The 12734-nt window shown below is 55.0% G+C and carries 13 protein-coding genes; 8 read left to right on the top strand and 5 right to left on the bottom strand.

Features of this window, described 5'->3' with window-relative positions; genetic code table 11:
* Positions 1-163: 163 nt before the first annotated feature.
* Both KCG39_RS26750 and KCG39_RS26745 read right to left on the bottom strand, forming a co-directional pair.
* Positions 164-1066, bottom strand: a complete 903-nt coding sequence (locus KCG39_RS26750) for a LysR family transcriptional regulator (protein WP_004130553.1) — start codon at positions 1064-1066, stop codon at positions 164-166.
* Positions 1067-1448: 382 nt separating this feature from the next.
* Positions 1449-2141: a helix-turn-helix transcriptional regulator gene (locus tag KCG39_RS26745; RefSeq protein WP_139529665.1), complete on the bottom strand. Its 693-nt coding sequence runs from the start codon at positions 2139-2141 to the stop codon at positions 1449-1451.
* Between the two features lie 378 nt (positions 2142-2519).
* Between KCG39_RS26745 and otnK the strand changes: the two genes are divergently transcribed.
* Genes otnK through KCG39_RS26705 form a run of 8 tightly spaced genes read left to right on the top strand, consistent with a single transcriptional unit; the run spans position 2520 to position 9271 of the window.
* Positions 2520-3776: a 3-oxo-tetronate kinase gene (otnK, locus tag KCG39_RS26740; protein WP_004130550.1), complete on the top strand. Its 1257-nt coding sequence runs from the start codon at positions 2520-2522 to the stop codon at positions 3774-3776.
* Positions 3773-4417: a 3-oxo-tetronate 4-phosphate decarboxylase gene (gene otnC / locus KCG39_RS26735; protein ID WP_004130547.1), complete on the top strand. Its 645-nt coding sequence runs from the start codon at positions 3773-3775 to the stop codon at positions 4415-4417. The genes otnK and otnC overlap by 4 nt, the downstream gene beginning before the upstream one ends.
* 6 nt (positions 4418-4423) lie before the next feature.
* Complete coding sequence (locus tag KCG39_RS26730) at positions 4424-5233, top strand: DeoR/GlpR family DNA-binding transcription regulator (protein ID WP_177447613.1); 810 nt, start codon at positions 4424-4426, stop codon at positions 5231-5233.
* Positions 5214-5996, top strand: coding sequence for a hydroxypyruvate isomerase family protein (locus KCG39_RS26725; RefSeq protein ID WP_087828660.1), 783 nt, complete (start codon positions 5214-5216; stop codon positions 5994-5996). The genes KCG39_RS26730 and KCG39_RS26725 overlap by 20 nt, the downstream gene beginning before the upstream one ends.
* Positions 5997-6018: 22 nt before the next feature.
* Complete coding sequence (locus KCG39_RS26720; protein ID WP_004130541.1) at positions 6019-6831, top strand: beta-keto acid cleavage family enzyme; 813 nt, start codon at positions 6019-6021, stop codon at positions 6829-6831.
* 21 nt (positions 6832-6852) lie between these two features.
* Positions 6853-8196 (top strand): bile acid:sodium symporter family protein, encoded by a 1344-nt coding sequence (locus KCG39_RS26715; protein ID WP_142467797.1) that lies wholly within the window; start codon positions 6853-6855, stop codon positions 8194-8196.
* 5 nt (positions 8197-8201) lie between these two features.
* Positions 8202-8621, top strand: coding sequence for a GlcG/HbpS family heme-binding protein (locus KCG39_RS26710; RefSeq protein ID WP_004130536.1), 420 nt, complete (start codon positions 8202-8204; stop codon positions 8619-8621).
* Positions 8618-9271 (top strand): aspartate/glutamate racemase family protein, encoded by a 654-nt coding sequence (locus tag KCG39_RS26705; RefSeq protein WP_004130535.1) that lies wholly within the window; start codon positions 8618-8620, stop codon positions 9269-9271. Before KCG39_RS26710 ends, KCG39_RS26705 begins: the two co-directional genes overlap by 4 nt.
* Positions 9272-9369: 98 nt before the next feature.
* Here KCG39_RS26705 and sucD read toward each other — a convergent pair whose 3' ends face one another.
* From sucD to odhB, 3 genes are all read right to left on the bottom strand, one after another.
* Positions 9370-10239 (bottom strand): succinate--CoA ligase subunit alpha, encoded by an 870-nt coding sequence (gene sucD, locus KCG39_RS26700; RefSeq protein ID WP_004100288.1) that lies wholly within the window; start codon positions 10237-10239, stop codon positions 9370-9372.
* Entirely contained in the window at positions 10239-11405 is a 1167-nt protein-coding gene (sucC, locus tag KCG39_RS26695; protein WP_004130532.1) for an ADP-forming succinate--CoA ligase subunit beta, read from the bottom strand. Before sucC ends, sucD begins: the two co-directional genes overlap by 1 nt.
* A 99-nt stretch (positions 11406-11504) precedes the next feature.
* Positions 11505-12728, bottom strand: a complete 1224-nt coding sequence (gene odhB / locus KCG39_RS26690) for a 2-oxoglutarate dehydrogenase complex dihydrolipoyllysine-residue succinyltransferase (protein ID WP_004130530.1) — start codon at positions 12726-12728, stop codon at positions 11505-11507.
* Positions 12729-12734: the final 6 nt, after the last annotated feature.

Raw genomic sequence — 12734 nt, 5'->3', positions numbered from 1 at the left:
TTAGCCTGGCTACCGGTTCACCGTCGGCTGCAGGCCGGTAGCCCGGACAGGCGCACCAGCGCCGCCTCCGGGGAATGTGCCCGGCCTGATACATCGGCGCGGTTTCTTCCCGGTGGCGCTGCGCTGACCGGGCTACGGGCTCACAGTTCTCTGCAAAACGCCGTCAGGCAGCCGACACCACCGATTTTTGCAGCAGCCACTCGCGGAATACCTGTAGATGCCGGGATTCCGTTTTATCCTCCTGCCACGTCATAATAAAGCGGTTTCCGGTACGAATCGGCACATCGCAGGGGATCACCATCTCGCCGCTATCCAGGTCATGTTGAATAGCAAAACGCGGCAGCAGCGCAACCCCCAGGTTCGAACGCACCGCCGCAATCAGCATCGAGAGCAGGTCAAAACGCGGACCAATGTTGATCTGAGGGCTGGTGATGTTCGATAACGCAAACCACTCCTGCCAGCCGTGAATTCGCGTGCTTTGATGCAGCAGCGGAAACTCGCTCAGCAGTTCCTCCACCGCCAGCTTCTGCCCGGGTTCGGACAACAGCCCGCAGCCGCACACCGGCAGAATTTCCTCTTCGAACAGATACTCAACCTCCGCCCACGGAGAGCAAAAATCCTCGCGCATAATGGCGGCATCGTACTCGCGACTAAGAAAATCGCCAATATTCGCCAGCGAATGAATATTAACGATAATGCCCGGATGTAATTTATTAAACTCGCGCAGATTGGGGATTAGCCAGTGGGTGCTAAAGGTAGGGTTGACGGCCAGCTCAAGAACCTGCACCGTCGGTTGCCATGTCATAATCGAATTGGTATCACGCTCCAGTTTGTTAAGCGTTTCCTTAACGATAGTCAAATAATGCTTGCCAGCCGCATTTAAAAAAATCCTTTTTTTAGCATGGTTAAATAATGACGTATGGAGGAAATCCTCCAGCGCCGTAACTTGTCGGAACACGGCGCTTTGTGTTAAAGCCAACTCTTCCGCTGCCCGGGTATAACTTTCGTGGCGAGCCACAACCTCAAAGGTCACCAGTAATTCAGTTTTGGGTATTTTTCCTCTCATAACGTCTTCCATTTACGCCGTGCAAAAATTGTTTAATAGATAAAAAAAGCGCGCAAGGACATCAGATTAGCCCCGAGTGTTATATTTTATTTTACCCTCAGATGTCATTGATCTATTCCATGATTAATGCATACTATAATCGATCAAATAATAACCAATGATACCCAGGCGCTACAATAAACACAATTTAAACAACGTGATTGATGCGCAATTAAAAGCATTAAGTTGTCAATATTTTTTCACGTTAACTTGTTTATTAGCGAAGACATGAAGAGAGCCGATAGGAATTAATTACATGGCCATGGGCATAATTGAAAAATTCCGCGATCGGGCACACATTATGAGTGCTCCAGGAAAAATCTGTATTAACCTGAATACGAGGCTAACCGATGCGAGGTGAAGATCTCCAGAGGTTCCGTTCGCGGAACGACTGAGGAGTAGTGCGATGAGCAGCGCGAAACACCCGGCAAAAGTAGCTGGTTTGCGCAAACTGAAGCTTACGCGCCACGCTGTCTATGGAATTAGCCGGGTCACCGAGCAACTCTCCGGCACGCTGCATTTTCTTCTGATTGACCCACACCTTAAAGTTTACGCCCTGACGCTTTTTAAAAAAACGGCTGAAGTAGTTAGCACTGAGACAAACATGGGCGGCAACAGATTCCAGAGACAGCTCATCATATAAATGTTCATCAATATAGCGCAGAGCAGCCACCAGTTTTATTTCATGCGGCGATTTTTGCGCATAATAAAAAGTGCTCTTTTGTCGCGCCAGGCTCGCACCTTCCTCCTCTGCTTCTTCCATCGCTGAGTAATGACTAACGATGAAATGCAGTAGCCTTATCGCCGCCGAGCGATGATTATTATCGGTTGCCGCTCGATGGTCAAAAATAATATACCCACATATTTTATTGCTCTGAACCAGCGGAAGGGAAAAGAACTCTGCACCCGCATAGCAATCGGGTAAGCGATCGTCTGTTCCGTTAATTACCGTCGCCGCCAGCCCCGTTGCCCGGGAAAAAACATCTGCTAACGAGCTAAAAAAAACGATGCGATTATCCATTTTATTTTCCGCCATCTTATTCTCCGTAAGCTTTTGCAAGCGGTTAATATGCAAAATATTGCGGATAAAAAGGATGATGACTGACGCAAAAAATAATCTCATTTAAACAGATGAATATGATCAAAATGCACAACCGTTACGCCGGTTCAGGAAGACGATGCTAAAGAGCGGCCAGCGCTCAGGCGACCAGCGTTCTCAAACTTTAACGAATCTTCACAGAAAGCTGTGAGCATAAATTTCTGGCCAACAAAGAATTAACTATTATATTTCAATTAATTAGACAAATTTCATGCATTTTCGTGATGTTGCTGTTTGTGAGAATCATCATGTGAATGTGAAATGCCCTCCTGAATAATAGGTTCAATGTGAAAACAACTTGAACGGAGTGGATCCATGGCCGTCACTACTGGCGTTATCGCCGACGATTTTACCGGCGCAACGGATATAGCAAGCTTTATGACTGAACAGGGCTGGCGAGTCGCGCTTCTGCCCGGTATGCCCGATATCACTCAGTGCTGGAACGAAGAGGTTGACGCTATCGTCATCTCTTTGAAGAGCCGCGCTTTACCGGCAGAACAGGCCGTCGCCCAGTCCCTGGCCTGCGCCCGCTGGCTAAGGCAAAACGTCGGCGTCCGCCAGATCTATTTCAAGTATTGCTCAACGTTTGATTCCACGCCGGCGGGCAACATCGGCCCGGTAAGCGATGCGCTGATGAACGACATTCAGGCCCCGCTAATCGTTCACTGCCCCGCCCTGCCGCAAAATGGGCGCACGGTGGTCCACGGCCATCTGTATGTGAACGGGGTACTGCTTAACGAATCCGGTATGGAAAAACATCCGCTAAATCCGATGACCGATGCCAGCATACCGCGCCTGCTGGCTGCGCAGACGGCCAGCGCGGTTGGGCACATCGCTCTCAATACGATTCGCAGCGGTGTGGAAGCGGTCACTTACGCCTTAGAAGGCTATCAGACTGAAGGGAAGCGCCACGTCATTGTCGATACGCTGGATGACACCGATCTCCATACCCTGGCTCAGGCGCTGCAGGAATATCCGCTACTGGCCGGAGGTTCCGGTCTCGGCGGCGCGCTGGCCGCTATCGCTGGCGGTCATCCTGTCGCGTCGCCGCACCGCTTTCCCTCTCCCGTCAGAGCGGTCGTGTTCTCCGGCAGCTGTTCGGCGATGAGTAACCGCCAGGTCAACCGCTATAAAGCCCAGGCGGCATCCTGTTTGCTTGACGTTGCCCGCTGCCTGTCGGATAGCGAAAGCTACAGCGATGAGCTGTCTACCTGGGCGATGGCGCATGTCAGCAACCCGCTCGCACCGCTACTTTATGCCACCCAGCCGCCAGAGGCGCTACAGCGCATTCAGCAGAAATATGGCGAACAGGCCGCCAGCCGGGCAATCGAACGCACTTTCGCCCGGCTGAGCGCCAAACTCCTGGCCGCAGGCATCAATACTTTTATTGTCGCTGGCGGAGAAACCTCCGGCACCGTCGTGGAAGCGCTAGAGGTGAAGCGCCTGGCCGTCGGCAGAGCAATCGCGCCGGGCGTGCCTTGGGTCTTCTCTTCCGGCCTGGCGCTGGCCCTGAAGTCAGGCAATTTTGGCAACGAAGATTTCTTTTTTACGGCCCAGGAGTATCCATCATGAATCCGGTGAGTGAACACCAACTCCGCGAACAACTGGTCCACTATGGGCGCTCTCTGTTTATGCGCGGCTACAGCAGCGGCGGTTCCGGTAATCTCAGCGTGAAGCTAGCGGATGGCGGCTATCTGGTGACCCCAACCAATTCCTGTCTGGGTGAACTGCAGGCCGCCACCCTGAGTCGACTGGATGCCGATGGCGTGCATCTCAGCGGCGATAAGCCGTCCAAAGAGGTCCCTATGCATCTGGCGTGGTACCGCCACCGGCCTTCCTGCGGGGCCGTAGTACATCTGCACTCTCCGTGGCTGACCGCGCTCTCCTGTCTACCGTGCACCACGCCGGAAAACTGCCTGCCGCCGTTAACGCCGTACTACGTGATGCGCGTCGGACGGCTGCCGCTGCTGCCCTATTTCAAACCCGGACACGAGGGCATTGCCAGCGCGCTCAGTGAAATCGCCGCAGACCATACGGCGGCGCTGCTGGCTAACCACGGGCCGGTAGTGAGCGGTCGCTCGCTGCGCGAGGCGGTGTTTAACGCCGAGGAACTGGAAGACAGCGCCCGTATCTGGCTGACCTTAAAACCGCTCGGCTATGTCCCGCTCTCAGAAGCAGCGGTGGCCGAACTCGAACAATCCCGACAGGCCTGAGGTGCGATGATGATCCCGGAACAACGGCGCGACTTTATTTACCGCTACGTGCATGAAAAAAACGCCGCCTCTTTCAATGAACTGGCGGAGTTGATGAGCGTGTCGCATATGACGGTACGCCGCGACATTCAGCTGCTGGAAGAAGAAGGCAAAGTTATCGCCATTAACGGCGGCGTGAAGCTTAATAACCTGCTTAAATCCGAGTTGCCGTGGCGGGAAAAAGCGGAGTTGCATCATGATGTAAAACGCAAAATGGGCCAGCTGGCGGCGATGCTTATCGAGCCGGGTCAAACGCTCTACCTCGATGCCGGCACCTCGTTGTTTGAAGTGGCGAAAGCGGTGGCCGCCAGCCGCTGTTTTAACCTGACGGTCGTCACCAACGACTTTTCCATCAGCCACTACCTGATGGATATGCCGCATATCACGCTCTATCACACCGGCGGCCTGGTGGATCAGCGCAACCGCTCAAGCATTGGCAAAAGCGCCGCCAGCTTTCTTCGCACCATTAATATTGACGTGGCGTTTCTGAGCTCCTCTTCGTGGGATACCGAACGCGGAATGTCAACGCCGAGCGAAGGGAAAGCCTCGGTCAAGGAGGCGGTGCTCACCGTTTCCCGGCGTCGGGTACTGGTCTGCGATAGCAGCAAATTTGGGAAATACGGCATGTTCCATATCTGCGGGCTGGAGCAGTTAACCGATATTGTTTCTGATAACCGGCTACCGGAAGATGCGCAACATACTATTGCCAGCCAGGGCGTGAAGCTGCATCTGGTAGATAGCCGGGAGGGAGAGCATCATGCTGAAGCTCGCGGCTAACCTCGACTGGCTATTTACCGATTTACCGATAGCGGCACGTTTCCAGGCGGCAAAAGCGGCCGGTTTTCACGGCATTGAAGGGCTGTTTCTCTGGCAACACCCGCTAGAACAGCTGCAGGCGGCGCAACGGCAAACGTCTCTTCCGCTGGTGCTGATGAACGCTCCTGCAGGCAACTGGTCTCAGGGTGAACGCGGGCTGGCAGCGCTACCCGGGCGCGAAGAGGAGTTTCATCGCAGTCTGGAGCTGGCTCGTCATTATGCCACGGCGCTGGGCTGCCGCCGGGTTCACGTTATGGCGGGGTTGCGCTGCGACGCTCTGACGCATCAGGCCCAGCTTGAGCTCTTGCGCAACAGGCTGCGTATCGCCTGCGATGTGCTGGCTGTCGCGGGAATAGATGTGCTGATTGAACCATTAAACTCGCAGGATATGCCCGGCTATTTTATTGATAGCTTTCCGCTGGCCGCCACAATCATTCACCAGGTTGCCAGGGACAATATCGGTTTACAGTTTGATATTTATCACTGCCAGAAAATTCACGGCAACGTCGCCAAAAATATTGAACGCTATTTTACGCTTATCAAACATATTCAAATTGCTTCTGTTCCTTATCGCCATGAACCTGGGACCGGCGAATTAAATGAAGCATGGTTATTCGATTTTATTAAAAAAATGAACTATGCGGGCTGGATTGGTTGTGAATATCAACCGTCAACATCAGGCCCCGAATCATTACGCTGGATAACGCCTTACCTGGAATTTTAATCTCTCTGTACCGGAGGAAAACATGTCGGATACCGTTATTATCTCGCTGGCACCCGTTGCCGCGGATTGCCCTCGAGTCATACCCGAAGAACTGGCGCAGGAAATACTCGCCAGCGTGGAATATGGCGCGGCGATCGTTCATCTGCACGTCCGTGATAAGCAGGGGCGTCTGACGCCGGACACCGTCGATTTTCAGGCCACAATCGACCCTGTAATACGCCACTCAAACCTGATAATTCAGGCCTCTACCGGCGGCGTCTCTTCGCTGTCCATCGCCGAACGCTGCGCGCCGTTGGCCTGCTCAGGTGTGGAGATGGCATCGCTTAACGTCGGCTCCGTCAACCTTGGCGATGCCGTTTACTTTAATCCCGGTCCGGACGTCGAATATTGTGCAAAACAAATCATCACCCATAACATTATTCCCGAGTTTGAAGTTTTCGAAATTGGCATGATTAATAACATCCTTGCTCTGCAGGAAAATATTAAATTCAAAACACCGATGCTGTTTAATATTGTACTGGGGCATCGCGGCAGTACCCCCGCCACGGTTGATGCATTAATTGCCATGCGCAGTATGCTCCCCCGCGAGGCCTTATGGGGAATAACGCATTTTGGCAGAAAGAATTTCGATATTATCGCTGCCGCGGTCGCTATGGGCGCCAGCGAGGTTCGAATTGGCTTTGAGGATAGCTATTATTTAAGCGCGGAAGAAAAAGCCCACAATAACTATCAGCAGGTCGCCAAACTCGCCACCCTGATTCGCAGCATGGATAAGAAAGTCGCCACGCCCGATATTGCGCGGCAAATGTTATCTATTCCACCCCGGCAGCAATAACAACAGAAAGGACATTTCGCTATGACTATGACCACTGTTATTCACAAAACCGGTCTCGGCGTCAGCATCGCCGGCGCCGCCCTGGCGGCGATAGGTGCGTTGATGCATTCACCCGCGATCTGGCAGCCTGGGCTGGTAATGTTCACCGCCGGTTTTGCGGCGGGAGCAGGATACTGGCCGGGGTTACGCAGTTATCAGTTTACCTTGTGGATCATCGCCGGTTTCGTTGCCGCGATGACCTGGTCTACGGATCTGATCGTCTGGGGCGGCTTTAACATCACCCATAAATGGATTGTTTTCCTGGTCATCCAGGCCACCATGTTCAGCATGGGCACCAAGCTGACGATCCAGGATTTTATCGATGTCGCCAAAATGCCGTGGGCGGTGTTTATCGGTACCTTCTGCCATTTTGTCATTATGCCCCTGCTCGGCCTGACCATTACCCTGGTCTTCAACTTTCCGCCGGAAGTCGCGGTGGGCATCCTGCTGATTGGCGCGTGTCCCAGCGGTCTCTCTTCGACGGTGATGGTTTACATCGCCAACGCTAACCTGGCGCTGGCGGTATCGATAGCGGCGGTTTCAACCCTGGCGGCCACGGTGATGACGCCGCTGTGGGTTAACCTGCTGGCGGGCTCGATGATCGACATTCAGCTGACCGCAATGGTGATGGACGTGGTGAAAATCGTGCTCATTCCTATCGGCGCGGCGATCTTACACGATTACCTGAAAACCTACGCCAGCATACGCGGCCGTCGTATTGTGCAAGGACTGGCCGGACTCGGCGCCCTGTGGCTGCTGTATATGAGCTTCGGAGGCTGGAACACGCTGTTCGCCAGCGCCGGCGCCGAAGCGCAAATGTACGCCGTGGTTGTCAACTTCGTGGCTGGCGGTCTCGTCTGGGCGCTGTTTTACAACTGGCTGTACGGTCGCGTTGAGGGTATTAAGAAAATCATGCCGACCATCTCGATGATAGGGATTATTTTCTTCACGACCACCGCCGCCGCCGCGGGACGCGACAACCTGGTGCAGGTCGGCTTCCTGCTCTGTTTCGCCATGCTGATGCATAACCTCGGCGGTTTCCTGATTGGCTATCTGATGAGTCGCTGGATCTTCCGCATGGACGTACAGTCCGCCCGTACCGTGGCCTTTGAAGTCGGACTGCAAAACGGCGGAATGGCATCGGGGCTTGCCGCCGCGATGGGCAAGCTGGCAACGGTGGGCCTTGCTTCCGCGGTGATGACTCCGCTTGGCAACGTCAGCGGCTCGCTGCTGGCGAACTACTGGCGCAAAAAGGACGCCCGACAGGCGCAGGCCGCCGCGAAAAATCCCGCTCAATCCGTTTCTGAACATCTTTCAAAAGGATAATCACCATGACGACTCTCACTCTGAAGCAGGCTTTACGCGCCGTAGCGTTCGCGCTTGACCTCGCTGACTCCTGCTATACAAAGCGCCCGCTAAGCGTAGCGGTGTGCGACGCCAGCGGGGAACTGCTCAGCTTCGCACGCATGGACAATGCCAAATTGTTAACCATTGAACTTACTCAGCGCAAGGCGCGTACCAGCAGTCGCCTCGGCTGTACCACCCTGGCATTTTTACAGCGCCTGCAAAAAGAGCAGCTGGACATCAGTTACTTTGCCGATCCGCGTTTTACCGCCCTGCCCGGCGGGATCCCGCTTCTGTACGACGGGAAATGTCTCGGCGCCGTCGCGGTAGGCGGCCTATCGGCACAGGAAGATCACGACGCGGCGCTGGCCGTCGCGGAAAATTTGCTCGAGGAGATTACCCAATGAAAAAGATCGCTATGTTGCACACCAGTTCAGCGACGCTCGCGATGATGCAGCAGCTGATTGCCGATATCATGCCGGAAGTGGAAGTCATGCATCTGGTGGAAGAATCCATGATCAAGCAGGTCATGAAGGCCGGAGGGGTAACGCCGAATATTGCCGCCCGCATCGCCGACTACGTGCATATTGCCGAAAAAGCGGACTGCGATATTTTTATTACCGCCTGCTCTTCTATTGGCACGGCGGTGGAACAGTGCCAGTTTCTGACGCCGCTCCAGCTCGCCCGTATTGACAGCGCGATGGTCAAAGAAGCGATTGAAAAAGGTGAGCGTATCGCCGTGCTGGCAACCGTAGCGACCACGCTAAAGCCGACGTTGGATTACGTCCAGCGCAAAATACAGGAGAGCGGTAAGCCGCGCGCCGTTACCCCCATATTAATGGAAGAGGCCTTTCACGCGCTGCTGGCGGGAGAGATGGATACCCATGACCGGATTGTCGCCGACGGGCTAAAAACCGCGTTTAGCCAGGCGGATGTGGTCATGCTGGCACAGGCCTCAATGGCCCGGGTATTACAGCAGCTACCCACTCCGCCGGTACCGGTCTTGACCTCGCCAGAAAGCGGAATTCGTTGGCTGAAAGCACTGGCGGAAAGCTGAGTTACGGGCAAAAAAAAAGGCCATCATCAGATGGCCAACCATGTCGAAATTGGACCAGCCCTTAACCATGCAGAAAGTCAGGGCTGTTTTTTTACTTATTACTTAATTACGGTTTTCAGCGCTTCGCCGATATCGGCCAGGCTGCGAACGGTCTTCACGCCTGCGGCTTCCAGCGCCGCGAATTTCTCGTCCGCAGTGCCTTTGCCGCCCGCGATGATGGCGCCCGCGTGACCCATACGTTTGCCTTTCGGCGCGGTCACACCGGCAATGTAGCCGACAACCGGTTTGGTCACGTGATCTTTGATATAAGCGGCCGCTTCTTCTTCCGCGCTACCGCCGATCTCACCGATCATCACAATCGCTTCGGTCTGCGGGTCTTCCTGGAACAGCTTCAGGATATCGATGAAGTTAGATCCCGGGATCGGGTCGCCGCCGATGCCCACGCAGGTGGACTGGCCGAAGCCGTAGTCGGTGGTCTGCTTAACCGCTTCATAGGTCAGGGTACCGGAGCGGGAAACGATGCCCACTTTACCCGGCTGGTGAATGTGGCCCGGCATGATGCCGATTTTGCATTCGCCTGGGGTGATCACGCCCGGGCAGTTCGGCCCGATCATGCGCACGCCCGCTTCGTCCAGCTTCACCTTCACGGTCAGCATATCCAGCGTCGGGATACCTTCGGTGATGGTGATAATCAGTTTAATGCCCGCATCGATAGCTTCCAGGATGGAGTCTTTGCAGAACGGCGCCGGAACGTAGATCACGGATGCGGTTGCACCGGTCGCTTCTACCGCTTCGCGCACGGTGTTGAACACCGGCAGGCCCAGATGAGTGGTACCGCCTTTGCCCGGCGTTACGCCGCCAACCATTTGCGTACCGTAAGCAATGGCTTGTTCAGAGTGGAATGTACCCTGGCTACCAGTGAAGCCCTGGCAGATAACCTTGGTATCTTTATTAATTAAAACGGACATTATTTCCCCTCCACTGCGGCAACAACCTGCTGAGCTGCATCCGTCAGACTTTTCGCTGCAATAATATTCAGGCCGCTGTCAGCCAGTTTCTTCGCGCCCAGTTCGGCGTTGTTACCTTCCAGACGAACCACTACCGGGACATTAACGCCCACTTCGGCTACCGCGCCGATGATGCCGTCGGCAATCAGGTCGCAGCGTACGATACCGCCGAAGATGTTAACCAGAACCGCTTTTACGTTGTCATCAGAGAGGATGATTTTGAACGCTTCGGTGACGCGCTCTTTGGTAGCGCCGCCGCCAACGTCAAGGAAGTTAGCCGGTTCGCCGCCGTGCAGCTTAACGATGTCCATGGTGCCCATCGCCAGGCCCGCGCCGTTCACCATGCAACCGATGTTGCCGTCCAGCGCGACGTAGTTCAGTTCCCACTGCGCCGCCTGAGCTTCACGCGGATCTTCCTGAGACTGATCGCGCATTTCGCGCAGATCCGGCTGGCGGAACAGCGCGTTGCCGTCAGCGCCCAGTTTACCATCGAGGCAAATCAGGTCGCCCTGCCTGGTGATCACCAGCGGGTTGATTTCGATCAGCGCCAGGTCGCGCTCAAGGAAAATGGTCGCCAGACCCATAAAGATTTTGGTGAACTGCTGAACCTGTTTTCCTTCCAGACCCAGTTTGAACGCCAGTTCACGGCCCTGGTAAGGCATCGGACCCGCCAGCGGATCGATGGCGATTTTGTGGATCAGGTGCGGGGTCTCTTCCGCCACTTTTTCGATTTCCACGCCGCCTTCGGTAGAGGCCATGAAGACCACACGACGGGAGCTACGGTCAACGACCGCGCCGAGGTACAGCTCTTTATCGATATCGGTCGCCGCTTCCACCAGGATCTGGTTAACCGGCTGGCCGTTTGCGTCTGTCTGGTAGGTCACCAGGCGTTTGCCCAGCCAGTGTTCAGCAAATGCGCGAATGTCTTCTTTGCTCTTAACTACTTTCACACCGCCCGCTTTGCCGCGGCCACCAGCGTGAACCTGACATTTCACTACCCACGGACCCGCGCCGATTTTTGAAGCGGCTTCTTCTGCTTCACGCGGAGTAGTACAGGCATAACCCACCGGCGCCGGTAAGCCATAGCGGGCAAAGAGTTGTTTTGCCTGATATTCATGTAAGTTCATGTGTTCAGTCCATCCTTCAGGGAATAATTATAAACCTGTAGGCCTGATAACGGCGCTAGCGCGTGTTATCCGGCCTACGGTAGGTAATACTCTTGCTGACTACACGTCCAGCAGCAGACGAGTAGGGTCTTCCAGCAGCTCTTTAATCGCGACAAGATAGCCTACCGATTCACGTCCGTCGATCAGACGATGGTCGTAGGAGAGCGCCAGGTACATCATCGGCAGAATTTCGACCTTACCATTCACCGCCATCGGACGATCTTTAATGGCATGCATACCGAGAATCGCGCTCTGCGGCGGGTTGATGATCGGCGTGGACATCAGAGAACCGAATACGCCGCCGTTGGTAATGGTGAAGTTACCGCCGGTCAGGTCGTCTACGGTCAGCTTGCCGTCGCGGCCTTTTACGGCCAGCTCTTTAATTTTCTTCTCAATATCCGCCATGCCCAGCAGGTCGACATCGCGCAGAACCGGGGTCACCAGGCCGCGCGGCGTGGAGACCGCCATGCTGACGTCAAAATAGTTGTGGTACACCACGTCATCGCCATCGATAGAGGCGTTCACTTCCGGATAGCGTTTCAGCGCTTCAACCACCGCCTTCACGTAGAAGGACATAAAGCCCAGACGGATACCGTGACGTTTTTCAAACGCGTCACCATACTGCTTACGCAGATCCATAATCGGCTTCATGTTGACTTCGTTGAAGGTGGTCAGCATGGCGGTAGAGTTTTTCGCTTCCAGCAGACGCTCGGCAACGCGTTTGCGCAGACGAGTCATCGGCACGCGTTTTTCAGAACGGTGGCCCAGCTGCGGAGCCGGAGCAGCAGCAGCGGGGGCCGCCGCCGGGGCTGGAGCTTTTGCCGGAGCGTTCGCCAGATGTTTCTCTACGTCTTCGCGGGTCAGGCGGCCGCCAACGCCGGTGCCTTTAATGGCCGCCGCGTCGAGGCTATGTTCCGCGAGCAGACGGCGAATCGCCGGGCTCAGCGCATCGTTGTTCTGTTCTTCCAGAGAAGCCTGCTGGCGCTGGGCCGGAGTAGACTCTTTGGCATCGGCTTTCGCGCCGGACTCTTTGCCCGCACTGTTGCCTTCACGCAGGCGGCCGAGGATCTGACGAGAAAGCACGGTGGCGCCTTCGTCTTCAATGACCGCGTCCAGAATGCCATCCGCTGAAGCCGGTACTTCCAGTACCACTTTGTCAGTTTCGATTTCTACCAGCACTTCGTCACGAACAACCGCATCGCCCGGTTTTTTATGCCAGGTGGCAACCGTTGCGTCAGCTACGGACTCAGGCAGGTCGGGAACCAGAATATCTACGCTACTCATTATGTA

Origin of the sequence: Klebsiella pasteurii (assembly GCF_018139045.1) — a bacterium.
Classification (GTDB): Bacteria; Pseudomonadota; Gammaproteobacteria; order Enterobacterales; family Enterobacteriaceae; genus Klebsiella; species Klebsiella grimontii.
This window is presented reverse-complemented; position numbering and strand designations above follow the sequence as displayed.

Coding starts and splice junctions, on each gene's coding strand:
- sucD (WP_004100288.1), bottom strand. CDS start 10,239: ATGTCCGTTTTAATTAATAAAGATACCAAGGTTATCTGCCAGGGCTTC.
- odhB (WP_004130530.1), bottom strand. CDS start 12,728: ATGAGTAGCGTAGATATTCTGGTTCCCGACCTGCCTGAGTCCGTAGCT.
- KCG39_RS26715 (WP_142467797.1), top strand. CDS start 6,853: ATGACTATGACCACTGTTATTCACAAAACCGGTCTCGGCGTCAGCATC.
- KCG39_RS26720 (WP_004130541.1), top strand. CDS start 6,019: ATGTCGGATACCGTTATTATCTCGCTGGCACCCGTTGCCGCGGATTGC.
- KCG39_RS26705 (WP_004130535.1), top strand. CDS start 8,618: ATGAAAAAGATCGCTATGTTGCACACCAGTTCAGCGACGCTCGCGATG.
- KCG39_RS26725 (WP_087828660.1), top strand. CDS start 5,214: ATGCTGAAGCTCGCGGCTAACCTCGACTGGCTATTTACCGATTTACCG.
- KCG39_RS26745 (WP_139529665.1), bottom strand. CDS start 2,141: ATGGCGGAAAATAAAATGGATAATCGCATCGTTTTTTTTAGCTCGTTA.
- KCG39_RS26730 (WP_177447613.1), top strand. CDS start 4,424: ATGATGATCCCGGAACAACGGCGCGACTTTATTTACCGCTACGTGCAT.
- KCG39_RS26710 (WP_004130536.1), top strand. CDS start 8,202: ATGACGACTCTCACTCTGAAGCAGGCTTTACGCGCCGTAGCGTTCGCG.
- KCG39_RS26750 (WP_004130553.1), bottom strand. CDS start 1,066: ATGAGAGGAAAAATACCCAAAACTGAATTACTGGTGACCTTTGAGGTT.
- otnK (WP_004130550.1), top strand. CDS start 2,520: ATGGCCGTCACTACTGGCGTTATCGCCGACGATTTTACCGGCGCAACG.
- sucC (WP_004130532.1), bottom strand. CDS start 11,405: ATGAACTTACATGAATATCAGGCAAAACAACTCTTTGCCCGCTATGGC.
- otnC (WP_004130547.1), top strand. CDS start 3,773: ATGAATCCGGTGAGTGAACACCAACTCCGCGAACAACTGGTCCACTAT.